The sequence below is a fragment of the Pseudomonas sp. JZ114 genome (assembly GCF_051027705.1).
GTDB classification, from domain to species: domain Bacteria; phylum Pseudomonadota; class Gammaproteobacteria; order Pseudomonadales; family Pseudomonadaceae; genus Chryseomonas; species Chryseomonas luteola.
In genome coordinates this window covers 624,576-648,697 of the sequence record NZ_CP069257.1, presented here as the reverse complement: position 1 = coordinate 648,697, position 24,122 = coordinate 624,576, and the positions used below count along the sequence as shown (strand labels likewise).

Annotated in this window: 23 protein-coding genes; 6 read left to right on the top strand and 17 right to left on the bottom strand. The window is 54.2% G+C overall.

What is annotated here, in order from left to right; genetic code table 11:
• Positions 1-17 precede the first annotated feature (17 nt).
• Both JQR90_RS22455 and JQR90_RS22450 read right to left on the bottom strand, forming a co-directional pair.
• Positions 18-1,565, bottom strand: coding sequence for a TerC family protein (locus tag JQR90_RS22455; RefSeq protein ID WP_010798603.1), 1,548 nt, complete (start codon positions 1,563-1,565; stop codon positions 18-20).
• A gap of 337 nt (positions 1,566-1,902) precedes the next feature.
• Positions 1,903-3,324 (bottom strand): OprD family outer membrane porin, encoded by a 1,422-nt coding sequence (locus JQR90_RS22450; protein WP_434140814.1) that lies wholly within the window; start codon positions 3,322-3,324, stop codon positions 1,903-1,905.
• Positions 3,325-4,032: 708 nt separating this feature from the next.
• Between JQR90_RS22450 and JQR90_RS22445 the strand changes: the two genes are divergently transcribed.
• Positions 4,033-6,090: a UvrD-helicase domain-containing protein gene (locus tag JQR90_RS22445; protein ID WP_073450698.1), complete on the top strand. Its 2,058-nt coding sequence runs from the start codon at positions 4,033-4,035 to the stop codon at positions 6,088-6,090.
• Between the two features lie 154 nt (positions 6,091-6,244).
• On the top strand, positions 6,245-6,385 hold the full coding sequence (locus JQR90_RS22440; protein ID WP_010798600.1) for a hypothetical protein: 141 nt from the start codon (positions 6,245-6,247) through the stop codon (positions 6,383-6,385).
• A gap of 74 nt (positions 6,386-6,459) precedes the next feature.
• On the opposite strand, the gene JQR90_RS22435 is transcribed toward JQR90_RS22440, so the two are convergent.
• Entirely contained in the window at positions 6,460-6,645 is a 186-nt protein-coding gene (locus JQR90_RS22435; protein WP_037031074.1) for a hypothetical protein, read from the bottom strand.
• A 556-nt stretch (positions 6,646-7,201) separates the two neighbouring features.
• Here JQR90_RS22435 and JQR90_RS22430 point away from each other — a divergent pair.
• Positions 7,202-7,570, top strand: coding sequence for a hypothetical protein (locus JQR90_RS22430; RefSeq protein ID WP_010798599.1), 369 nt, complete (start codon positions 7,202-7,204; stop codon positions 7,568-7,570).
• Here the strand turns inward: JQR90_RS22430 and JQR90_RS22425 are convergent.
• Together JQR90_RS22425 and JQR90_RS22420 are read right to left on the bottom strand one after the other, a co-directional pair.
• On the bottom strand, positions 7,554-7,892 hold the full coding sequence (locus JQR90_RS22425) for a YceK/YidQ family lipoprotein (protein WP_010798598.1): 339 nt from the start codon (positions 7,890-7,892) through the stop codon (positions 7,554-7,556). The genes JQR90_RS22430 and JQR90_RS22425 overlap by 17 nt on opposite strands.
• 19 nt (positions 7,893-7,911) lie before the next feature.
• A complete protein-coding gene (locus JQR90_RS22420) occupies positions 7,912-9,063 on the bottom strand; it encodes a dienelactone hydrolase family protein (protein WP_010798597.1) in 1,152 nt (383 codons plus the stop codon).
• A gap of 338 nt (positions 9,064-9,401) precedes the next feature.
• Between JQR90_RS22420 and JQR90_RS22415 the strand changes: the two genes are divergently transcribed.
• Entirely contained in the window at positions 9,402-10,451 is a 1,050-nt protein-coding gene (locus JQR90_RS22415) for a DUF1615 domain-containing protein (RefSeq protein WP_051370256.1), read from the top strand.
• A gap of 18 nt (positions 10,452-10,469) precedes the next feature.
• Here the strand turns inward: JQR90_RS22415 and JQR90_RS22410 are convergent, their stop codons facing one another.
• The gene (locus JQR90_RS22410; RefSeq protein WP_010798595.1) at positions 10,470-10,844 is read right to left on the bottom strand and encodes a winged helix-turn-helix transcriptional regulator; all 375 of its coding nucleotides are present in this window, start codon (positions 10,842-10,844) and stop codon (positions 10,470-10,472) included.
• A 111-nt stretch (positions 10,845-10,955) separates the two neighbouring features.
• Here JQR90_RS22410 and JQR90_RS22405 point away from each other — a divergent pair, with 111 nt between their 5' ends.
• Positions 10,956-11,567, top strand: a complete 612-nt coding sequence (locus JQR90_RS22405; RefSeq protein WP_010798594.1) for an NAD(P)-dependent oxidoreductase — start codon at positions 10,956-10,958, stop codon at positions 11,565-11,567.
• A 47-nt stretch (positions 11,568-11,614) separates the two neighbouring features.
• Here JQR90_RS22405 and JQR90_RS22400 read toward each other — a convergent pair whose 3' ends face one another.
• The 6 genes from JQR90_RS22400 to JQR90_RS22375 all read right to left on the bottom strand — a co-directional run bounded on the left by JQR90_RS22400 (position 11,615) and on the right by JQR90_RS22375 (position 17,189).
• Positions 11,615-11,851 carry a hypothetical protein gene (locus tag JQR90_RS22400; RefSeq protein ID WP_010798593.1) on the bottom strand — a complete coding sequence of 79 codons (237 nt, stop codon included), beginning with the start codon at positions 11,849-11,851 and terminating at the stop codon, positions 11,615-11,617.
• Positions 11,852-11,945: 94 nt separating this feature from the next.
• Positions 11,946-13,136, bottom strand: coding sequence for a GAF domain-containing sensor histidine kinase (locus JQR90_RS22395; protein ID WP_010798592.1), 1,191 nt, complete (start codon positions 13,134-13,136; stop codon positions 11,946-11,948).
• A gap of 429 nt (positions 13,137-13,565) precedes the next feature.
• Positions 13,566-14,081, bottom strand: coding sequence for a cupin domain-containing protein (locus JQR90_RS22390; protein ID WP_010798590.1), 516 nt, complete (start codon positions 14,079-14,081; stop codon positions 13,566-13,568).
• 162 nt (positions 14,082-14,243) lie between these two features.
• Positions 14,244-14,492 carry a hypothetical protein gene (locus tag JQR90_RS22385; protein WP_010798589.1) on the bottom strand — a complete coding sequence of 83 codons (249 nt, stop codon included), beginning with the start codon at positions 14,490-14,492 and terminating at the stop codon, positions 14,244-14,246.
• 630 nt (positions 14,493-15,122) lie between these two features.
• Positions 15,123-15,245, bottom strand: a complete 123-nt coding sequence (locus JQR90_RS22380; RefSeq protein WP_256205735.1) for a hypothetical protein — start codon at positions 15,243-15,245, stop codon at positions 15,123-15,125.
• Positions 15,246-15,443: 198 nt separating this feature from the next.
• Complete coding sequence (locus JQR90_RS22375; RefSeq protein ID WP_010798588.1) at positions 15,444-17,189, bottom strand: glycoside hydrolase family 5 protein; 1,746 nt, start codon at positions 17,187-17,189, stop codon at positions 15,444-15,446.
• Between the two features lie 416 nt (positions 17,190-17,605).
• Between JQR90_RS22375 and JQR90_RS22370 the strand changes: the two genes are divergently transcribed.
• Positions 17,606-19,810 carry an OsmC domain/YcaO domain-containing protein gene (locus JQR90_RS22370; RefSeq protein ID WP_434140813.1) on the top strand — a complete coding sequence of 735 codons (2,205 nt, stop codon included), beginning with the start codon at positions 17,606-17,608 and terminating at the stop codon, positions 19,808-19,810.
• 164 nt (positions 19,811-19,974) lie between these two features.
• Here the strand turns inward: JQR90_RS22370 and JQR90_RS22365 are convergent, their stop codons facing one another.
• Genes JQR90_RS22365 through narJ form a run of 5 tightly spaced genes read right to left on the bottom strand, consistent with a single transcriptional unit; the run spans position 19,975 to position 24,118 of the window.
• The gene (locus tag JQR90_RS22365) at positions 19,975-21,261 is read right to left on the bottom strand and encodes an MFS transporter (RefSeq protein ID WP_073450710.1); all 1,287 of its coding nucleotides are present in this window, start codon (positions 21,259-21,261) and stop codon (positions 19,975-19,977) included.
• Positions 21,252-22,136 carry a peptidylprolyl isomerase gene (locus JQR90_RS22360; protein WP_083603261.1) on the bottom strand — a complete coding sequence of 295 codons (885 nt, stop codon included), beginning with the start codon at positions 22,134-22,136 and terminating at the stop codon, positions 21,252-21,254. Before JQR90_RS22360 ends, JQR90_RS22365 begins: the two co-directional genes overlap by 10 nt.
• 4 nt (positions 22,137-22,140) lie before the next feature.
• Positions 22,141-22,698, bottom strand: coding sequence for a fused DSP-PTPase phosphatase/NAD kinase-like protein (locus JQR90_RS22355; RefSeq protein ID WP_010798584.1), 558 nt, complete (start codon positions 22,696-22,698; stop codon positions 22,141-22,143).
• Positions 22,695-23,399: a respiratory nitrate reductase subunit gamma gene (gene narI, locus JQR90_RS22350; RefSeq protein ID WP_010798583.1), complete on the bottom strand. Its 705-nt coding sequence runs from the start codon at positions 23,397-23,399 to the stop codon at positions 22,695-22,697. Before narI ends, JQR90_RS22355 begins: the two co-directional genes overlap by 4 nt.
• 11 nt (positions 23,400-23,410) lie before the next feature.
• A complete protein-coding gene (gene narJ, locus JQR90_RS22345; protein ID WP_010798582.1) occupies positions 23,411-24,118 on the bottom strand; it encodes a nitrate reductase molybdenum cofactor assembly chaperone in 708 nt (235 codons plus the stop codon).
• Positions 24,119-24,122: the final 4 nt, after the last annotated feature.

Sequence of the window (24,122 nt, the reverse complement as noted above, 5' to 3'; positions counted from 1 at the left end):
GAGGCCTGACAATGGCCTTATCGCTTGCGAAGATAAACGCGGCTAACGCGTCGCTCGTCAATATCGGTCACGGTGAGACTCCAATCTAGCCATTCCACGCGATCACCTTTGACAGGCAACCGATCCAGCAGGCTCATGACGAGGCCGGCCAGCGTCTGATAGTCCTGAGTGGCCTTGGCCTGAAAGCCCAGGCGCTGCCTGAGAACATCCAGCGGGAGTCCACCACTGACGATAAAGCCGTCCTTGTCCTTGCGGATATCGGGCACTTCCATTTCGCTGGCGTCTGGAAGATCACCTGCAATGGCCTCAAGCATATCGGTAATGGTCAGCACACCTACGAAATCACCGAATTCGTTGACTACAAACGCGATGTGCGTCGAAGCATGGCGAAGCTGTTCCAACGCATGCAAGGCCCCGCAGGTTTCTGGCAATACGATAGGGACATGAATAGCGCTATCGAATGCTACATCGTGTCCTGCCAGCAACTCACGAAGCAGGTCTTTCTTATGAATGAATCCCAGCGGCTCATCAACTTTACCGTCTCGTATGACCGGCAGGCGTGAGTGAGGGGAGTCCATCAGACGCTGGCGATTGTGCTCATCTGTATTGGCCAGGTCGATGTAGTCCACATTGGAGCGTACCGTCATGAGGCTGCGAATCGGCCGTTCGGACAGGTTCAATACACTGCTGATCATGATGCGTTCCTGGCGATGGAAGACGTTTTGATCTCGGTCATCATCCAGCAGGTCAGTGATCTCGTCATCCACCTCGTCCGTTTCAAACTTACGCCCGCCCAACAGGCGCATGACCGCGTATGCCGTTCGCTCCCTCAAGGGATGGTTTCCGTGCAGCTTCTTACGACGTCGCAGGCGTGCGATCTGGTTGAGCAGCTCGATCAGAATCGAGAAGCCAATCGCGGCATACAGGTAGCCCTTCGGAATATGAAAGCCCAAACCATCGGCGGTCAGGCTCAAACCGATCATCATCAAGAAACCCAGGCACAGCATGATGACGGTAGGGTGTGCATTGACGAAGTGGGTCAGAGGCTTGCTCGCAACGATCATTACCCCGATCGAGACGATCACCGCGATCATCATGATGGAAAGATGGTCGACCATGCCGACCGCGGTAATCACGGAATCCAGTGAGAAGACCGCGTCCAGCACCACGATCTGAGCGACGATAGGCCAGAAAGCCGCGTAGGTTTTGCTGTTTCGTGCCTGAACGACATGTCCTTCAAGGCGTTCATGCAATTCCATCGTGGCTTTGAAGAGCAGGAAAATACCGCCAAACAGCATAATGAGGTCGCGCCCGGAAAAGCTCTTGCCAAATACCTCGAACAACGGAGCGGTAAGGGTTACCAGCCACGAAATGCCGGCCAGCAGACCCAGACGCATCAGCATCGCCAGCGACAGGCCGATGATGCGGGCGCGGTCACGTAAGTGAGGCGGCAGTTTGTCTGCCAGAATGGCAATAAAAACCAGGTTATCAATGCCTAGGACCAGCTCAAGCACGATCAGCGTGGCAAGCCCCAGCCACGCGGTGGGATCAGCAATCCATTCCATTTGGATCAGGCCTCTATCTGTTGGAAGTTGAATAGCCGAACGTGTACAGCGTCGGTGTGCGCGATGGGATGATCAAGCAGGCACCGTGGCAACGAGAGGGCGTTGTGAGGTAAACAGAAAGGGCGTAAGGAAGTGGCAACGTGACGCTGAGCAGGGCCGCTCGATATGGAAGGGAAGCGTCGACTGGGAGGTTCGGAGGACGTGTTCATAACACCTTGGATAGAGTGGAAAGCCTAGAGCTTAACCGGGCGATAGACATTTGCCTAAAGCGAAACTATTACAATTTGCTATGGACCAGCAGGGTGAGAAAGGACGCGCCGAAGCGCGTCCTTCGGTATTACAGGAAGTTGAATGGCAATGTGGAAACGAGGCGGATCTCCTTGAAGCTGCCGTCTACCTGATTCTGGCTAGCCTTGTGACGGGTCAGCATCAGGCGGAACTTGCTGTCCTTGATTCGGCCGGACTGGACCTGGTATGTGCCGACCAGCCCGAGTTCGTGGTGGGTTTCCCCGTCCTGTTGTAGTACTTCGGCATAGTTAGCGTAATTGCCACTGCCGGGATTGTAATGCGTACCGTCGATGTCCCAGCCCTTAACGTACCAGATGCCCGTTGTCAGACCCGGAACACCGAAGTAGCTCCAGTCGGTCTCGTACCGGACCTGGGCGGACTTCTCGTTTGGCCCGTTATAGTCCGAAAACATCGAGTTGCCCAAGTAGATCGCAGCGGTCTCGTGGGCATAGTCGAAGTACTCGTTTCCTTCAATCTGCTGATACACGAACGTCAGGCTGTGAGCCTGATGGCTACCGGTAAGCGCCATGCTCCAGGCAGTATTGTTTATATTGCCAGCCTTCGCATCGCCTTGATCGAGGGTACGATAACCATTGAATGCAGCTTTCCAGCCAAACGTCTTGATATCACCGCCGGTCTTGCTCAATCCCAAGTAATACTGGTTCCAGACGTCTTCAAACTGTGCGCCGTAGAGGCTGATCTCGAACCCGTCCAGCGGCTTGTAGTTACCGCCCAGATAACTCAAATGATCACCAATGACTTCGCGTGTACCGTATTCAGTCGTGAATTTCTCATCGCCTGCACCGGTTCGCGGACTGGCACGGCGGAAGCTGCCGGCTTGAAGCGACAGGTTGTCCCATTCATCGCTGACGATCCCGAAACCGGTAAAGCTGGAGGGCAGAGCGCGGTTGTCGTTATAGCTGGCTACGGGTGTATCAATCAGAAAGCGACCGACCTTAAGCTCGGTATTGGACACACGCAAACGGACATCAGCTACCCCTAGCTTTGACCATTCATCGTGGCCATGACCGTCACTGTCTGCCAGCGTACGGTTGCCGCCACCACCGATTCGTCCCTTGCCTCGCTCCAGGTTGATGGCATTGAACCCAGCAACATCGATACCGAACCCCACGGTACCTTGCGTATAACCGGAGCTGTATTTGAGCGCTGTGCCCTGAACCCAGGTATTACGAGTATGAGTGAAGTGACGGGAGCCGTTCTTGGGATAGGTGAAACCGAAACGGTCTTGCCCGATCTCCCGAGCAGCAAAGTTCCGCGTGGTCAGCGTTAGCGTATCGTCTTCAAAAAATCCTTTGGCACCTGCCTGGCCTTTGACCGGCTTCTGTACATTGGGAAGGCTTTGGACTTCATTGATGTAGCTGGGATCATCAGGGGCCGGAGATTGAGCCTGAGCTGCAAGCGAAAGTGCAAGTAGCGAAAGGGTAAAACCGGCGCGGTACAAAGTAGACATCTATTTTCCTTATGATTTTTATAGGAGTTCGAGTGAAACGCCCCATGGTGCTTTTCCTGCTGACAGGCAGAAGGAAAGTGTCCGCGGCGCGGCGCTATACGCTCTGCCAGGACGGTTAACGCAACGCTTACGTATTTGCTCTCCCTCAATCGAGACGTACTAGGCCCATGGCTTAGAAACCCGTCTCGCCGAGTCAATTTGAATAAAATGGGTTTCTGCTTCTATTGCGCTTTGCTCACTTCCCGAATGGCGTATCGAGACAGGGCCAAGGCAACCAAGCAGGCCGTTTAACGGCATGGAGATCCATGGAAACAGTTCCAGGATTTCATGCCCGTCGCAGGGCTCTATGCAGAAGCTGTACCTAAGGAAACATGACTGATTAGTCAGGTTTATGTTTGTCCGTTACACATATATTTATGGCGTAAATGCATAAAATCAGGGCAGTTTCGATATCATTAAGCCTGTATACATTTGGTAACAGTCGCTAAACCATTGTTACGCCTGAGAAAGATATTGGTAATGAAATGCGCACCGACTGTGCACAGGTGTGCTCTGTAATGGTGCATGGTTTTTCAAAAGGGTGCTTGGGTGCCGGTAGTTTGCTTCTGCTCGTTGCAGCCACACTGAGCATTCCCCTGATTATCTATCCAGCACAACGAGCCAAAACGCCGTATCATTGAGGGTGAGTTTCAACCGGATAGAATCCACATGCTGTCTGCTGTTAAACGCTACCTGGCAGGGGCGTTATCGAACTATTTTCCACGTACCACGGAGTACCTGCAGAGCAATGGTGATGGCCCGCTGTCTCATCCCAAGCCAAGCAAGCAGGCGGGCTCGTTGCTGACCAATAAACTCAAGTCCATGGTCACCCGTAAGCCCACCCAGAAAGTCAACCCACGCAAAAAACCTGAAACCGGTGCAAAAGGTTCTCCAAAGCGTGGCAAGGCGGCTCCCACGGCTAAAAAAGCTCAAAGCAAGAGTGTGACTGCGACCAAGCGATCAACGAAGCCGAGCGGACGAGCCAAGAAGCCTCTGGAGTCTGAGCCCAAGGCCCATAGAGCTACCACGGAAGGACTCTATGGGCCCGCGTTACTGTCTATAACCGAGCAGCACGTTCAGGCGATGCATGAGCGCGTAGCCGAAGCCGTCAAAGCAGGAGTGATCCGAGCGCCGTCAGACGAGCAGTGGGGTATGATTGTCAGCCGCAGCCCGGCTACGCGCATCTTTGCAGGTGCAGGGTCGGGCAAGTCCACTACGCTGGTGCTGCGCGTAGTCTTCATGCTGTGCCATCTGGATATCAAGCCCGAACAGCTCACAGTCATATCGTTTACTAACGACTCCTGCGCGCAGCTGCGCGAGCAGCTTATCAAGGTATTGTCCTTCTGGAAGTTCTCTTTTTCAGCTGAGCAGGCGCGCAGCTGCGTACGGACCTTTCATTCGGCGATGGGTACGCTCGCCAAGGACGCATTAGGTGCGCCGGTATGGTTTGAGCAGCTGTCCGATCGCAAGGCATCAGCTACCGAGCTGGACAATCCATTGACAGGCGGCCGTCTTCATCCTGTGCAGTTGGACCTGCTCAAACAGGCCTACCAGCGTGCCTATTCAGACGTCCCGGCGTTCAAGAGGAAGGTCGACAAGCTGCTGAATATCGCTAACGAAAGCGATGAAAGCGAAGGAAACAGGCCCGCTCCACTCAAGCCGTTCAAGCTGGAGGGCGAGTTCGTAGCGGTTCCGCTTTTTGAGGCGTTCTACGTCCAGGCGGGCTTTATCGAAAGCCTGGGACTACGGGTAGATCGTTTGCAAAGCGATAGCGTGCAGTGTTCCGTTCGCGAGCAGATCTTTATCGAGGCCCTAGGGCTCTTCTGGAAAACGTTTGAAGCCTGTCTGAAAGAGAGGGGCCTGCTGACGTTCAACCGTGCGTTTCAGGAGCTTACCGATCGGCTCAATCGAAACGATCGGAGCATCCGTCCGGAAATGCTGATGCCGTTCAGTCATCTGCTGATCGATGAATTTCAGGACATCTCCCCACAGATCGTATTGTGGCTGCAAGCCGTCCATGGATATCTGGCCCGTCAGAAGCGGGCAATCAGTCTTATGGCGATAGGGGATGACTGGCAATCCATTTATGGCTGGCGAGGAAGCTCTCCCGAACTCTTCATGAACTTCGACCGTCATTTTCCAAGCCAGGGGCGAAACAGAAAAAGTACCGTTCTGACGCTGGCTACCAACTACCGCTCCGTGGAACCCATTATTCGGGACGCTGAGAGAGTATTGGCTGGCGTAATATTCAAGCAGGAAAAGACCTGCCAGGCCGCCAGGACTGTCAAGCGAGGTGATCATGGCGTGCAGGCGGTTACACGGTTCGATTTCAAGAGTCGTCTGCCGGAAGTGGTAAAGGAGATCGAGGCTCAGTGCGTCCACGCTGCAAGTCGGAACTCTTCGGAGCGGACTGCGGTGTTGGTGTTGAGCCGACGCAATGAGACGCTCAAGACCCTTCAAAGCCATCTCGACAAGGCGCTACCTGTGCGCTGCTATACCATCCACCGGGCGAAGGGATTACAGGCTGAAGTAGCCATTGTTGTCGATGATGGAGCCGGTGCCTTACCGCATCCGCTGCGCAACGCATTGTATAGAGCGTCTGGTTTTTTTCAGAACACCTATGATCAGGCGATGGCCGATGAGTCATCAAGGCTCTCTTATGTCGCGATCACACGAGGAGTTAGTCGTGTACTCTGGTATACGACCAAATCCAGAGGGCCATGTTGATAGCAGCTAAACCCTTGAAAAGGAGTCTCTTTCTCTGATTATCGATTTGGCTGATGATGACTAGTGCTACAAAACATTTCTAGCCTGTTCCTGCGCTGCCTATGGTGAACCTGTCTCTTCCTTGAAGAGCCCACCAGTTAAAGAGGGTAGCGCCATGACTCATCAATTGTTTCGTAATCCAGCCAATGCCTTGCATATCCACACCAGTTTTGCCGAAAAAGCGGCTTTTCTGCTGGGTACGCAAAAACAGGTGCAGCTTGAAAAGGCGACTGGTACTACTGATCCAGTCCGTTGAAACGGGTGCCATCCCTCGTGCTTGATGCGAGCTGTTGCGTAAGCACAAGGGATGACACATTAACCTAACAGCGATTAGCGCTTTTGATAAAGATCCAAAAAAGCAGTGGAGCCTTGTCTCAAATGTCTGGACAGGCGAACGGGGCCCAACTGCTCATGCTGGCGCTCCTGGGCCAACATTGTTCCGGCTTGTAGATCGCAGCCGTGGATCATGAGTTGGAGCAGGGACTGGGCTGGTGACTGTTTGATAAGTATGTTCATGGGCAGGGACCATGTAAGATTTCGTCCATAGTTACGCTCATGTAGAGCGTCTGGTACTGATTTACATCAAGGCTTGTGCGTGCTGTATACATACCGCTCTTTTCATTTCAGCCTTATTTCACCGCCAGCAATCATGACCTTGGCTATGTAGGTAACCGACGTGCTGTACTACAGACTGCCGTTTGAGCGGAGCGCAGTAGCCTGGGACATGTCAGTCACTTCCGTAGGCCCCACTTGAACGTACCTCCAAGCTAAGCACTCCTTTGCGTCATATGCGAAACCTGGCGACGTATGGATAATCGGCGCTGCCGATCTCCATAACTGGGGGCAGGCTGAGAAACACCTTCTACCTGGGTGACATCACGTGCCGTGATTTATGATGTCCTGCAACACGCAGGTCTGCTTCATTTCCTTGATATGTATCAAGCCTTGGCTTTACAGGCGTATGACGATAGTGGCATCAGGTAGGGGGAGAGCCCCAAGGAGCCGCGGCATGAATCGCTATCAACGCCTCCTTCTTGTGGTGGACAACAGCTGTTAGCGGACTGCTGCCTTTATGCGTGCCCAAGCGCCGGCGCAAGCCAGCCGAGCAGCATTGCACCTGGTTATGTTTGATTATGTCGAGGCGAGGCGATTACAGCCCATTGCTGCAGTAACCAACTATTGCAGCCGTGATGAGGTGGATGTGTTGGTAGTTGGTCGTACGGAGCACCATCCCTTGCCCTGGCTGGGAAGTTTTGCCGAGCCACTGCTGGCTGCGCCCCCATGCAGTATTCTGGCCCCTGGGCCGTTCTTCTGTCGATTCCTAGTTCACGCTGTAAGCATTCGTACTCGATCACACCTGGTTAACCGAGTGCAGATCCGAACGCTTACGAGCGGGCACTACTGGCTGCAAGGAAAAGGAGAAACTATTTCTGGCCCTTGATTTCCATACTGCCGTATTTGTTCTGCTGATAGATCGTGTAAGGCAATACCAACGTATCCAACACACCAGAAAGCGCCATATCTACCGCAATCAGTGGAACAGCATGTTTTTCCTGAGGTGGGGGATAGATAACGGGCGGAGCGTTGAGTGAGCAGAAATCGTACGCCACGCCGCTATAGACCCGGCTTATGGACTCGCAATAGGTTTTCTGCTGCCTGAGCTTGTAGCTAGTAGTCGCATCGTCTTGGAACACCGTATTGAGGGTTCCACACCCAGTCAGGCTCAGCGCCAGGACGCCAATGGCAATCGTGTCAAGCTTCATGCCTATCGTTCCTTCTATATCAACGTGGCTTGAGCCACTGATCAAGCCAGACAAAAGCGGCTTCCTGTTGCTCCTGCACAAACACGTGGCCAAGTTCGGGCCACAGCTGTGTGGTGAGATTCAGCTCGGCCTGTTGAGAACGCCAGATGCGGTGCACCTTGGCGTAAGCCGCTTCGACCGATTCTGAAGAGAACAGCGTGTCCTTTCCACCGTTGAAAAGCAACAACGGACGGGGTGCAGCAATTCCGGCAACGTCTGGAATATCGAGCCGGGCCGGTATGCCTGGATGCAGCATGTAGTACGATGACTGGCCGCGTAATGTGTTATTCCCCGGCGTCATCAGGCCTTGGTAAGTCCCAAACCAGGAAATGGCAGCAGTTGCCGCAACCTTGTCTGAAAGGGCTGCCAACTGCCAGGCGCGAAAGGCCCCCATGGAGAACCCGACAACGCCGATGCGACGTGCGTCGACCATGGGGAGCGTTGCCAGAAAATCGACCGAGCGCATGTCTTCATAGGCCATTGTTCCGGCAAGGGAACGTCCCAAATTGAAGAAATTGCTGGCAAGCGCCTGTTGCTGTTCGTATGTCACCGGGCCGCGCTCACCCCAACCAAGGGCATCGACCGAAAGCACGACATAGCCCCGCTTGGCCAGCTCATCGCCAGGAAAGCGGCCAGAGAAATATTTGTCGGCCCACTGCTGCGCGGAAGCAGATACTGTTTGATCACCCCATGGTTTGACCATCTTCTCTTTGCCAATATCAAAGCGCGCCCCATGGTCATGCAGCATTAGCACCGCGGGATGAGGGCCGGGCGTATCAGGCAAAAGAAGCAGAGCGTTGACACGACTTTCATCCGTCAGCGTGAACCTGATCTTCTGAGCGCTGTAGCCTGAACGCTGCTGCTGATCAATAACCTGAGCGTTGAAGGCACGCTTTGAATCTGGCGTTAGCAACGCCTCGCGCAGTAGCGTTTGGGCATAGGTACGCCATTTTGAAAAGTGCTTGTAATGACCTGACAGCCAGCTATCTGGATAGGTCATCTTCTGTTTGAGCAGCAGGTAATTGCCGGGAAGTGCGTCGGCCGTAATGGGAGCGGAAGCTGACTGGGCCTGGGCATTTGCCGTTGCGGCAAGGCTGATCCCGCAAAGCACGAGAGATTTCAGAATATTCAAGGTGCGACTCCGGCTGTTGTTGTTATTGAGGCGAGAGTATAGACAGCAGTATGACAACTTAAAAATGGATGGGCCATCTGGCAATCCGGATCTCAGCTGTTCAGGCCGATATCCGATAGGATGAGGCAGGCCGTTACGTTTGCTATCGAGGTGGAATTCTTTCGATAGGGGGCAGGTCTCACACGCATCTCACCTCGACACGGGAACCATAATCCTTGCAGACCCTCCGTCTCACACCCACGGTGGCCACGTTCCTTGTATCATTCCACTCCATTTCCAGGGGCCTGGATAGCGGTTTACGCTATGGCCGGTACGCTCTTGGACTTACAGCCCTATTGATGCTGGCAGGATGTGGAACACACTCTCCGCAGCAGGTAACTGCGCCCAGCCCAACTGAAGTACAAGCCAGGATTGTCAGGCTCATGCCTGGTAGTGTGTCTGAGCGCCAGGGCTGGGCCAGGGATATTTATATGGCGTTCGATGCGCAAAAAATTCCTCCAACGACCGAAAACATCTGTTCCGTATTGGCGGTGACTGAGCAGGAGTCCACGTTTCAGGCAAACCCTCGAGTGCCAGGCATGGGCTCGATTGCGAAAAAGGAAATCGATCGCCGCGCCGGCAAGTTGCATATACCGGCCTTTCTGGTCCGTACCGCATTAAGCCTACGGTCACCCAACGGCAAAACCTATAACGAGCGACTTGCTGCGGCGCATACCGAAAAAGAGCTGAGCGATATCTTTGATGACTTCATTGGCATGGTTCCGCTGGGCAAGACACTCTTTGGCAGCTTCAACCCTGTTGAAACTGGCGGGCCGATGCAGGTCAGCGTAGCGTTCGCTGAGCGCCAATCCAGAGGTTATCCCTATACGATTGACGGATCGATTCGTAACGAGGTCTTTACCCGACGCGGCGGTGTCTATTTCGGGACGGCACACCTGCTTGGCTATCCGGTCAGCTACACCCAACAGATCTACCGATTTGCCGATTACAATGCCGGTTGGTATTCGAGCCGTAATGCTGCGTTTCAGCGGGCAGTGAGCAGTCTGACAGGCGTTTCTCTTGCGCTGGACGGCGATCTGATCCGCTATGGCTCACTGGAGCCGAGTGCAACCGAACTGGCCGTCCGTAAGCTGGGCAAACGACTGGACATGAGTGAACTGGCCATACGACGTGCGCTTGAAAAAGGAGAAACACTCGATTTCGAGGAATCCAAATTGTACACCCGCGTTTTCGAGCTGGCTGAGAAGAAAGCGGGTAAATCGCTACCTCGGGCCATATTGCCAGGCATTACGCTCGAAAGCCCCAAGATTACCCGCAAACTAACCACCGCCTGGTTTGCCAAGCGTGTCGAGGAGCGCTACCAGCGCTGTCTGGCGCGTGCAAAGTAACGTGCAGCATGCCTTGGTTTACCGAGGCGTGCTGTCGTAGCGCAGTTGGGCCTGATCGATCGCCTCCATATTCGCCTCTGCCCACAACCGAAGTGGCTTGAGCGTCTCGGCGAGGGTAACGCCCAGCTCGGTGATACGGTATTCCACGGTGACCGGAACGGTGGGAAATGCCGTACGCAAGACCAGACCGTCCCGCTCGAGCGTTTTCAACGTCTGCGATAACATCTTCTGGGAAAGCCCGCCGATTCGGCGCAATAGCTCATTGAACCTTAGGGGACTTTCCAGCAGAAGATCAAGTATCAGCACCGTCCACTTATCTGCAATTCGATCCAGTATCCGTCGGGTTGGACAGTCAGCGCTAAATGTGTCGGGTGCCAGAGCCGCTTGATTCATTGGCAGTCACCTCAGGGTAACCAAGTGAGAAAAAAGTGCGTTCTTGTCGGAACGTACCGCGTCAATTAACGTGGTTTCCGAAAGTTACTAACTAACGGAAGGGGACTATACATGAAGGTTGCATTAATTGGCGCGTCAGGAAATGCCGGCTCGTGCATTCAGGATGAGTTGATGAAGCGAGGGCATCAAGTGACTGCAATTGCCAGAAATGCCTCTCGTATAAAAAAGGCAGCAGGCGTACTACCGGTAGCGGTCGATGCGAATAACGAAGCTGAATTGACGGGTGTCCTAAAGGGTCATGACGCCGTTATCAGTGCCGTCATGTTTACCAGCAGCAACCCGGAAACTCTTATCTCAGCGGTAAAAAAGGCTGGGATCAGACGTTATCTGGTAGTGGGTGGCGCGGGAAGCCTTGAGGTGGCACCCGGAGTCAGAGTAATCGATACGCCTGATTTCCCAGCGGAATACAAGCCAGAGGCTTCGGCGGGTGCGCTCTTTCTCGAGCGATTACAAAGGGAGCCAGCGCTTGACTGGACATTCCTTTCGCCCTCGGCCGAATTCGTACATGGGCCACGCACTGGGACGTTTCGACTGGGTGAAGACAGCCTACTGGTAGATCAGAAGGGACGGAGCCACATTTCATTCGAAGATTATGCAATCGCCATGGTTGACGAACTGGAGCAAGGCAGGCATCTCCGCAACCGGTTTACCGTTGGGTACTAAAACGAGGACAGAATCGTTACCGTTCGCTTGCTTGTAAGCGGTTGCGCTTATAGATCCCGTGCAACGGCAGAACTTTTGCGACGGAGCTCATGGATGGCATCTTCAATGATGGTGTTCATGAGTTCCTGATTCGCGGCATGACGATTAAGCAGGCTCCGCTCAACCTTGGCAGGCGTTCGCGGGTCGATGAGCGTAATGACAAATACATCGCCGCGACTCTCAAGTGTGTACTTGACCGGTGGATCGAGCGAGGCAAGGCGGTATTTCAAGGCGTTCACTGTCATAAAACCATTCTGTCGTTGTTTTCACTTCGACAGGTACAGCACCGCCGATGTTCCTACCATTCAGCTCGAAAGGCGATGCTAGAGCGCTTGCTTGCTAGCGATTTACTGGCATGGTGAGGGTGAATACCGTCCCGCTGTCTCGGTTGGAATTTACCTTCATATGGCCACCATGGGAGCGGGCAATTTCATTGACGATGTACAGCCCGATACCCAGCCCCTGTTGCAGGTTGGTCTGAAGCGTCGTTCGGCTGGCCCGCCAATACGGTTGGAACAGGCCAGACAGGATGTTTTCAGAAAGAGGCTCGCCATCGTTGTGGACGGATAGCGTCAGTAAACCATTCTCCACCTCTGCACGGATCAGAATAGGGCTCTGCGGATTGCCGTGCTGAATGGCGTTGGCTGTCAGGTTCGACAGAAGCTGCGCCAGGCGGTCGCAATCGCAATAGACCGTCCCCAATGTATTTACCGCGCTTTCAATGCAGCGATCAGGGTAGGTTGCCTGTAGCTCATTGACGACCTGCCGAAGGTGCAGTTCCAGGTTGCCGCGCTCCTCCTTGGCTAGCGGGATGCCGTTACCCAGCTGTCCTCTGGAGAAATCAAAGATGTCTTCCACCATTCGTAGGGCTCGCTGGGCAGAAGCGTGGATCAGTTCGACCAGCGAGCGCTCCTGATCCTCGCGCGGTGTTTTCAGCAGCCGCTGTGCACCCGCACAAATGGAGAACAGTGGATTGCGCAGATCATGGCCAACCAAGGCAAGAAAATGCTCTCGGGATTTGGCCGTCAGCTTTTCATCAAGCAGCTTGCTTTCGGTTTCGATAAGGTTTTCCTGGGTTTCTATTTCCAGCGAAAGCAGATGAGTAAACGAACTCATCATTGCCAAGGTTTTCGTCTCGTCCAGATTCGCGGGCTCTGGATCCAGTGCGCACAACGTGCCGAAGAAACTGCCATCGCGCCGGAAGATGGGAACCGAGATATAACTTTCAAAACCATACTGCTTGGGGGTTGGGTGGCTGCAGTAGCGCGTATCTGCACTGGCGTTATTGATCAGGATCGAGTCCTGGCTTGCATGGACTTCGCGGCACAGTGTTGTGGTGACATCCAGAGGATCGCCTACCTTGAGCCCAAAGCCGATCAGGTCCAATACGGCACAGGTTGTCCAGGAATCTTCAGTTACCCGTGCGATTGCGACAAAACGAAGAAGGGTGCTTTCAGATATGACCTTGAGAATAACACCAACAGCACTGATTCTAGCGATGATGGAAAGATCATTCGCGAGTGTACGCATTATGAGTTATACCTTGAAGCGAGGCGTACTTCACGGCTGCCCCTGACGATAGATCAGGGTAGTGAACGCGATTATCGTTTCGTTGACAACCTTTGGACGTATACAGTTTACACAGGTGAGACTCCTGGCCAGGGAGACGACTTTCAAAGTCGCTTGCCATTGCCGTCTTTTACCCTCGGATGGCTCAAGAGCCGCCTGCATGACACATCCCTGGCTTAGGCGTGCCCGGAGGCTTACACAGTAGGACGCTGTTGAGCGTGAAGCGCTGCCGTATCAGCAGAACGGCGTTCTATAACGACCGTGCCTGTAGCAGGATGGCTGCTGGCTGGAAATGGAAAAAGCGCACGCCCATACAGGTCACGGCAGCAAGCAATGCCTCTCTAACGACATAACCTCGGGCATAGAGAGGCCTCCAGAACACAGCCGTGTTCAGATTTCACCTTCCCAATAGTCCAAGTTGGCCTCGGTCCTCTGTAGGGCGCGAAACGCCTTGATTCCCTTGGCACTGGCAGTCGCAAGGTACTTACCCGAATCTGGATACTCCACGACTTCGGGCGACTCTTTCGTGCTGATTGACAGGTATTTCAACTCAGCGTGAGACGTATTGATGATCTGATGTGGATAGTCAGGGCCGGCGGGAATAAAAAGCACATCGCCGGCCTGTATCGGCACATGCTCGCCTGCTACCCGCAACGTACCCGTGCCCTCCAGAATGAGAAATGCCTCCTCCTGAGCATGGTGAAAATGATAGGGACATGAGCGCTTGCCTGGCGGAACGATATCCAGCGAAAAACCAAGCTTTTGTGCGGCTGTTCCTTCAGAAAGGCTGCCGCTCTGACTTTCAAACAAAGGGCCGTAGGTTTCATGCGTCAGCGACGCATTGTTCAGGTTGCGAATAAGCGCTTGAGCCAGTACGGCTGCCTTGTTGGAGGGAATTGTTGTCATGGCTGCGAGATCCGTGGGGCGTCTGGTTATGCAGCATAGACAATCATAGAGCGATGACGGATTCCGTTTTTGCTCCTTTGTGCAAGCGATACCATGAAGTGCGATAGCTAACCGCGTCAGCGATCAATGGTGCCGATCGTATAGGAAGCAGTAATGTAAATCTCATTCCTCTTCCGGCACCAACTTGCGGCGCGCAAACAGGCTTTCCAGAATCTTGTTCAACAGCACGACCAGCGCAATAAACACCAGGAAATAAACAACAACATTGTCAGTACCCATAAGCCTGGAAAGCTTACCGGCAATCATTGCAGACAGCGCCAATACACAGACGAAGCGAATGCCCAGTACTAATGCAGACGTGTACTCATGAACCACATTGTCAGGTTTCACGGGGCGATCACTCGTTTCCATAGTCCAACTACCTGGCAAGTCTGATTGCTTGCCTGGCTACTTTAATAGCATTGCAACGATGCTTTTCCGAGCATCATCCTCCGAACGATCACTTATGGCCGATAGGCGCCAATTACAACGGTGATTGATACGCTTGATGCTGGGCCCGTCAGAAAACCGGCGTGATCTGAAGAAGGAGAGATCTTAACAAAGGAAGTTGGCTTCGCCTGATGAAGAGTGGTCAAGTGAGATGAGTTATTGGAGCGGAAGCAATGATAACGAGGTTTGCTGGAGCATGCAGGGCTTCGTGCTGCCCGCTGTCCCTGAGTTACTGACCCTGCAAAAGTATGCTCCGCTCCTTCCAGTTCTTAGCCAGTTGCCGTTGAAAGCTTGCTAGTAAAGAGCGCTTGGTTTTCATTCCGTGGCAAGGCGGGTGTTCGGTTGTAAGGATAAGGCTTCTCTGTATATCAAACCTTATCAGTCGAAAAGAAAAGGGCGTTATCCGATAAAGCAGAAGCTTTAAGCTTGAGGCAGCTTTCCTCTCACGAATCGCATCATGGGGAAGAGGTGGCTAACGTTATATTAAGCGGATAAAGGCTTTTAACACGGCAAACTACAGAAAATGAAGCATACCGATAACGCCTCATACGCTTAAAACTCCACGTCAGTATCGTCACGCTCATCTTCAGCGCTACGTGCTTCCAGATCACCTAACCAGTCCCAATCACTGGTGCGCTCGGGTTTACTCAGCAGCCATTCTATAAAAGCATTCAATAGTAGGTTCACCTAGCTGTATTTATGAACGTGTTGGTTCATTTAAAGACAGTAACTACAAGGATGCCTGATTATTACGCTTATAAATGCTTTCATTATGTTTCAAGGACTTATGATGAACCGAATCAATTGCTATGCAGGACAACGATTAAGTTCCAGAGCCTCTTGGCGAAAGAGGCTCTGGAGGCATAGCTCCGATTAGTTGGCTAGCGCCGCCAATGTCTTGGGATAACCTACGGTCGATCCATTTACCGGAGCGCCCTCGAGATAAACCCCAAGGTTTTTACCTGCCTGGACATAGGTAATCTTGCGAACCTCGCCATTGGCAAGGCGTACAGATTTTCCTACCTTGAATGCCGCCTGGTTGGTTGAGGTGCCAGGAATCGAGAAGCCAGCCTTCTTGCGGTACACACCGTTGAGCCAGTCAGCATTGGTAAAGTCATTGATCGGGCTTGTGGCGAGTACTGCCGATACCAACGCCAGCTTATTAGGATAGCCTACGATCGATCCATTTACCGGAGCGCCGTCCAGGTACACCGCCATATTGGTACCGATCTGGACAGCAGAGATCTTTCTGACCTCTCCGTTAGCAAGTCGCACCGAAGCACCTACTATGAAGGCAGCCTTATTAGCGGCCGTAGCAGGGATCGAGAAACCGGCTTTCTTGCGATAAACACCATTGAGCCAATCGGCGTTAGTAAAGTTGTTGATTACACTACTAACTGCACCGTCTACTCCAGCAACAGGTGTGGTGGTTATTGGAGTTGCTGCCGGTGGTACCGAAGTCGACGGTGCTGTGGAAGAGCCAGTACCCGTAGACGGTGTGGTCGCAACCGGAGTTGTACCCACAGACGGAGTGGATGGCGTTGGCGTCGTGGAGGCGCCTGCCTTCTTCGGGCCTATTTCCGTACAGCTGGTGTTATCCATGTATTTCTTGAGCGTCGGCCACTGCGGGCGATCCTGCCCATTTACCGGCTCAACCGACATGAAATAATTGCCCCAGCCCGGACCTGCCGCCCAGTAGGATGCCGGTACGCAATTCTCTTTCAGGTAGGCCAGCATGTTGTCCATCAGGATGTTCCAGCGCGGGTTGTTATCCGGTACGCCGAACTCACCAATATAGCCACGCTGACCATGCTTCTTCAGCCACTCTACGAACGGCTTGACCCGATTCACGCCATACATCACGTCCAGCTTGTTGACGTCTACGTCACCATAGCTGCCACCGGCGTTCTCATCGAAATACGAGTGCGCCGAGAAAATGATGTTGTTGGACGGATCCTTCAGGTTCAGCAAGGGATCATTCCACTCCGCCCAGCGCGTAGCGCTCGACCAGCCGTTACCTTCCACAATGATCGGGCGGGTCTTGTCTACGGCGCGCACACCGTTGATACCGTATTGCGCAGCGGTCGCCCAGTAGGCCAGGGCCCCGTTGGGCTCGTTCATGATGTCGTAGGCGTACAGGGCGGGTTGATTACTCCACTGCTGGGCAATCTTGGTCATGATCTCCTGGTAGCGCGCATACGGAACGCCACTGGTCCCAATCACCTGGCCGCGATAGCGTGCATAGTTATGCAGGTCCAGAATGATCTTGATGTTGTGCTTTTGCGCATAACCAAAGGTGCGGTCTATCAGGGCTACATAGGTAGGATCAAGAGGACCGCCCAGCTTGGGTTGCAGGCGCTCCCAGATGATGGGGAAGCGGAATGTCTTGATACCCCTGGCGCTCCACTGCTGGAAGTAGGATTCCACCGGAAAAATATAGTTGGTGCCATTGATTCCAGGTAGAACATGGGGAGCAAATCCCGCACCGGACAGGTTCAGACTAACCAGATCGACCGGTTCGGCTTGGGCGGCTACCGAGCCAAAGGTAAGACCCACGAGAAGGGGCAGGCTCTTGAAGAATCGCTTAGAAAAATGAATGGACGTGCTCATAATCACCATACTGCTCTGCTAGTGATGGGCTAGGTCTCGCGTCCATGAATACGAGGGGGCTGCCCTAAATAAAAAGTAATGAGGTCTTGGTACTAGGAGATACCAAGAGGCGCATCCTGACGCTTGTGCCCTTGATTACAAGTGACGTGCCAAAACCTTTACATATAAGGAAACATTTAGGATTAAAGTCCTGATAGCTTTGCTAAATACTTGATGGCGCAATGCTTTCAGCAGGAAGACCGTTTATCGGGTTTGATTTTTCAGGTCGAGTAGGCAGTGCCTGGTCAAGAAGGGACCCCTTGGGCAGTCAGAAATCTGGCTTTCAGGCGAGACCATTCTGGCGCTTTCGTCCAAAAGCAAAAACTTCTTGTCGAGATGCGGGATAATGGCAGCCAATTCGCTTATTCACGTTTCGGTAGTTTTGCATGGAAATCAAGGTCAATTTTCTCGATAACCTTCGGCTTGAGGCTAAGTTCGATGACTTCACGGTCATAGCCGATCAGCCTATCCGCTACAAGGGGGACGGTTCGGCGCCTGGGCCTTTTGATTATTTCCTGGCTTCATCAGCGTTATGTGCTGCGTATTTCGTGAAGCTGTATTGCCAGACACGCAACATCCCTACCGACAACATTCGTCTTTCGCAGAACAATATTGTTGATCCTGAAAACCGTTATCAGCAGATTTTCAAGATTCAGGTCGAGTTGCCGGCAGATATCTCTGACAAGGACCGCCAGGGCATTTTGCGCTCCATCGACCGTTGTACGGTAAAGAAGGTGGTGCAAACCGGCCCGGAATTTGTCATTGAGGAAGTGGACAACCTGGATGCCGATGCTCAGGCGCTGCTGATACCGAGCATGGCCTCTGACACGAACACCTTTATTGCAGGCAAGGATCTGCCGCTTGAGCAGACTATTGCCAACATGTCGGGGATTCTGGCCGACCTGGGCATGAAGATTGAAATCGCTTCATGGCGAAATATCGTTCCCAACGTGTGGTCGCTGCATATACGCGACGCTCATTCTCCGATGTGCTTTACCAATGGCAAGGGGGCCACCAAGGAAGCCGCGTTGGCGTCAGCCTTGGGCGAGTTTATCGAGCGTCTGAACTGTAACTTCTTCTACAACGATCAGTTCTGGGGTGAAGACATTGCCAATGCAGAGTTCGTGCATTACCCGAACGAACGGTGGTTCAAGCCAGGCCGTAAGGATGCATTGCCATCTGAAATTCTCGATGCATACTGCCGGGAAATCTACAACCCTGATGGGGAGCTACGCGGCTCGCATCTGTATGACACCAACTCCGGCAACGTCGAGCGCGGCATCTGTTCGCTGCCCTTTGTACGTCAGTCGGACGGCGAGGTGGTGTATTTCCCGTCCAATCTGATCGAAAACCTGTACCTGAGCAATGGCATGAGTGCTGGTAACACGCTGGCTGAAGCGCAGGTGCAATGTCTGTCGGAAATTTTCGAGCGCGCGGTGAAGCGTGAAATCCTGGAAAGGGAACTTGCCCTGCCTGACGTACCGCAGGACGTGCTGGCAAAATACCCGGCTATTCTGGCTGGCATCCAAGGACTGGAAGAGCAGGGCTTCCCGGTATTGGTAAAGGATGCATCGCTCGGAGGTGAATTCCCGGTGATGTGCGTCACCTTGATGAATCCACGTACCGGCGGCGTATTCGCCTCGTTTGGCGCGCATCCAAGCTTGGAGGTAGCGCTTGAGCGCAGCCTCACAGAACTGCTTCAAGGGCGCAGCTTCGAAGGTCTCAATGATCTTCCTCAGCCTACGTTTGAAAGCCAGGCCGTGACCGAGCCGAACAACTTCGTTGAGCATTTCATTGATTCCAGCGGTGTAGTGTCGTGGCGTTTCTTCAGTGCCAAGGCGGATTTCGAATTTGTCGAATGGGATTTTTCAGCCGAGGGTGAAAATGCCAATGCTGAGGAAGCCGCGACGCTGTTCGGTATCCTCGAGGATATGGGTAAGGAAGTGTACATGGCGGTATATGAGGACCTGGAGGCAACGGCTTGCCGTATCCTGGTGCCGGGCTATTCGGAGATTTATCCGGTAGAGGATCTGATCTGGGATAACACCAACAAGGCGCTGTCCTTTCGCGCTGATATTCTGAATCTGCACCGTCTGGATGACGCCGCTCTGGAAGCATTGGTTGAGCGCCTGGAAAACTGCGAGCTGGATGATTACACCGACATCACTACCCTGATCGGCATCGAATTTGATGACAACACGGTTTGGGGACAGCTCACGATTCTTGAATTGAAGTTGCTGATCTATCTGGCACTGAAGCAGTTCGAGGAAGCGCATGAACTGGTCGGTGCCTTCCTGCAGTTCAACGACAATACCGTTGAGCGTGGCCTGTTCTATCAGGCTTTGAATGCAGTACTTGAGGTATCGCTGGACGAGGAGCTGGAGCTGGCCGACTATGAAGTCAACTTCCGCAGGATGTTTGGCAATCAGCGCATGGATGCAGTGCTGGGCTCAGTGGATGGAAGCATCCGCTTCTTTGGCCTGACGCCCACCAGCATGAAGCTGGAGGGGCTGGATAGACACCTGCGACTGATCGACAGCTATAAGAAACTGCATACGGCACGTGCCAGGGCCGCTGCTTCTGCCCATTAGCTGTCATTGAAGGCGCGTAGTGGCTAGGGTCGCTCCCAGCGACTATACACCTGGCGGATGCCAGCAGTGCAATCGCCTGATTACCTGCTATTTGAGTAATCAGGCGCACTCGCAAGACGGACCTGTTACTGCGTTGGGGCAGAGGAGAACTGCCCTTTGCCCGGCTACGAATGATGGGTCTGCTCTTTAGAGGAGGTACCCAATGGAGGTGATCGTCGTACTTCGGTGATGTAGATCAGGATCAGCGACACCCACACGATGCCGTAGAGCAGCATGAAGCAGCTTGAGTTGATACCCAGGAAGTCGAGCAGTGTGCCAAACAGGATAGGCAACAGGAACCCTCCCAGTCCTCCCGCCATGCCGACGATGCCTGAAACGATGCCCATGTTTTGTGGAAAATCATCGCCGATGTACTTGAAGGTAGAAGCCATGCCGCAGGCAAAAGCGATACCTAGAATAAACAGCAGTGCTGTTGCTCCCCAAACCGGAAGGCCAAGATGAAAGTTCATCGGTCCCCGGATAGTTTGAACAGTAAAATCGGTTTGCGGATAGGAAAGTAGAAATAGACTGATCCACGCGATCCACAATACCCACCACGTTACAGCATGGGCACCAAGCCGGTCTGACAGCAAGCCGCCGAGCGCTCGAAGGGCACCTCCAGGAAGGGAGAAGCAGGCTGCCAGCAGTGAAGCCTGAGCAATCGAGAGACCGTACTCGTTCAGGTAATACTGTGGCATCCAGATCGAGAGCGCTGTGAAGCCCCCGAATACAACGGAATAATACTGACAATATTTCCAGACGCGCCCATCCCGCAGAACAGCCAGCTGCTGTCTAACCGGAACGGAGCGTCCAGGGGCTCTGGTATCCGGTGCGGCAATTATCCAGAACAGAACCGCCGTCACGAGAAGCGCCACGGCATACACACGCGGCACGCTCTCCCAGCCGTAGCGGGCAACAAGGGTGGGCGCCAGGAACATGTTGATGGCGGCGCCAGCGGTACCTGCTCCGAATACCCCCATCGCAAATCCTTTGCGCTCGCTGGGAAAAAAGCGAGCCACGTAGGGCGTTCCAACCGAGAATGAGGCTCCCACAAGCCCAAGTGCCAGCCCCAACAACAGGAATTGCCAGAGCTGGTTTGCGTAGGAGGCTAGCCAGAGGGGAACGGTGCACGTCAGAAGCAGCAAGGTCATCACTGTTCGACCACCGAAGCGGTCTGTCCAGATACCCAGCGGCAACCGGAAAATGGCGCCGGTCAGGACTGGCGTGGCGGTAAGCAGGCCGAACTCAGATGCACTGAGCCCTAGGGAGGTCTGAATGGGGATGCCGATCACGCCAAACATCATCCAGACGGCAAAGGAGATCAGAAATGCCAAGGTGCTCATCACGAGCACACGCAAGGACTGTGTGCTGTTTGAGGATGCGATTGCTGCCGATCCGGTTTTCAAGAGCAGTTCCTCGCGGGAATGATCACGGGATCTCGGTTCGGGGCGTGGCCAGCGGAAGCGCCCGCGGCGGTGCACGATGATCCCGCCGGCCACGCTGAGGGTCGAGCAGGGGCGCTCTCGCCTGCAAAAAGGTCGAAGCCCTTGATGCTGGCGCGTGCGGCCAGTGAGGCGATATAGCCCTGCACGGCCTGCCGCCAACTGGTTTCCTGCAAAAAGGCGATAATTCGCGGGCGTACTGCCTGCAGTGGCGGTACCCGTCCTTTATGACAAGCCAGCACACGGATGATATGCAGGCCGAACCGGCTTTGAACAACTGTGGGGCATACCTCACCTGCTGCCAGTCCGGCAAGGTGGGTTTCGAATTCCGGCACTGTGCTTCCACGCTCAATCAATCCCAGATCGCCGCCCTGCGTTCTTGAAGGACAGTCAGAGAAGCGGGCCGCCAACACGGTCAGTGCTGTCGGGTCATCAAGCACTTCTGCAAGCATCGTTTCTGCCTTTTCCCGTGCCGCCCCAATGGCGCGTTCATCACCGGGGTTCGCTGCGATCAGCAAGTGCTGGACCTGCCAACGGTCAGGACGCTTCAAACGATCAAGGTTGTGCTGGTACCAGCGCTCCAGCTCTGTCTCGGTTGGCTCTGGAAGCTTCAGCTCAGTTTCGAGCAGACGCCTGATGGCGGCCTCGTCGGCCTCCTCACCGGGCTCAGCATCCTGACCGGTGATACCGTGCCGTGTAGCCTCGGCCAAAAGCAGCTCTCGAACGACGAGTGCGCGTGCGGCCTGTTCCCAGGCAGCGGCTGGGTCATCGGCGTCCTGCAGTTGGGCCTCCAGCGAAAGTAGGTCATCAGTAATGGCAATACCGTCAACGGTGATCATTGTCATGTCCCTACTTTTTTTTATGTTCGTCGAGCCGGGTACGGACAGCAGAAGTGCTCTGCTGTAGTCCGGCTGTTATGCCGTCGTCCAGCGCAATGTTGGGCGGAACGCCGAGCGAGGCCCTGTACAAGGCCCACATGGCACCGGGCTGGTCGGTGGTACCTCCGTGCAGTAACAGCGGTAGGTTACTGCGATCGGCCAGCAAGTCCGAAAACTGCTTGACCTGCTCCTGTGTCGGCAGGTCCTGAACGGGAAGGTTGGCGTAGCGGATGCGTGCGAATTCCGCATGTTGTTTTTCGGATGCGATTTCTTCCGCTGGCCTCAGATCCACAATCATGGCGAAACCTACGCGCTTGGCTTCAACCACACCCTCGTCCTCAATCGGACCAGCGATAGCCACAAGCGGCGCAACACGGTGGTACAGCGGCAGACGCTGCTCGGCAATCTGATCCCCGAATGGCGCGATCCCCGGCTGCGGCGCTACATCATCGGCAGCGCCTGCTGCCAGGGCTGCCTCCATGAACAGAACACCGGATAACAGCCAGAGCATTCGCTGGAAAGGCGTCATACGCCCTCCTTGGAAATGTTGGCGTTCTTGCGAACGATCTGCCATCCAGGGCGGCCCAGGTACCAGACAGGCGCAGACCAGACATGGACGAGCCGGGTAAAAGGCACAAGAAGGAACAGCGTCATACCGCAAACCAGATGCAGCTTATAGACCCAAGGCACGTCGGCCACCAGCTGCGCCGAGCCCGGGCGGAACAAGAGAATGCTGCGAGACCACTCGGCAAGCACCAGCATGTAGGTGCCGTCCAGATTTTGCGACGATTCGGGCAGCGTGCTGATCCCGAGGCAGAGTTGGAAGAAGATGAAGAGCAGGATGAAAATATCGGTCGGCTTGCTGGTCTGGCGAATGCGGGCATCCGTCAGGCGCCTATGTATCAACAAAATTCCGCCCACTACGCCGAGGGCGGCGAGCGCACCACCCGTCACGATAGCCAGGATCTGCTTGGCTTTCACGGTCAGGCCGAGGGCATGGTAGACCTCAGGCGGCGTAAGTAACCCCGCAGTATGCCCGACAAAAAGGCCCAGAATGCTGATGTGAAAAAGATTACTGCCCCAAACCAACTGGCGACGTCTCAAAAACTGGCTTGACTGACTTCGCCAGGAGAATTGGCTGCGGTCAAATCGTGCCCAACTGCCCAGAAAAAAACAGATCATGCACAGGTACGGGTAAAACCCGAACAGGAACTGGTTGAGCCAATTCATGCGGCATACCTCTAGCGTTCTATGAGACGGATGGGTGAAACCTGCACATCGCGTTCGAACTGTGCAACCAGGGCGGCTGCGTTCGAGCAGGCACTATCGGCAGCTACGGGCTCCATAAAGCTGACAGGTGCTTCTTCGTAGCGGGCATCCAGTGCCTCAGGGGTATCTTCCTGTTCTCCCTCGGCCAGCCTGGAGGCGACTACCTCGGCGTCAGCTGGCCGTGAACCTAATGCCTCGATAGCGCGCAGCACTGCAGCATACGGTGTTTCGCGTTTCTCGAGACGACTGGCCAGAAGCGCAACGATCTCTACAATCTCACCGAGCAGGACGGCGGCGTCGGAGGGTGCATGACACGAAACGTATTCCAGAAAGACCGGTAGAAAATCGGGCAACTCATCGCCTGACAGCTCTAGCCCAACGGCCCGATAGTCTTCGACGAGGTTGGCCATGGCCTGGCCCCGGTCCCGTGAGTCACCGTGCACATGACCGAATAGATAGAGCGAGAGGGAGCGTGAGCCGCCATCAAACAGCGACACATAGTTCCCTTGCGCCTGTATAGGGTCAGTCGCTGCCAGATGGTCGCAAAAGGCGATGACCTGGTCACGCTGTGTGACGGGTAGCGGTGAGTCATTCAGGATATATCGAATATCCGGCAGGGCCTCCATGAGGGCCTGGTCGGGGTAAAGCAACAGTCCGGCAAGTGCCTTGCACGTTATCATCACG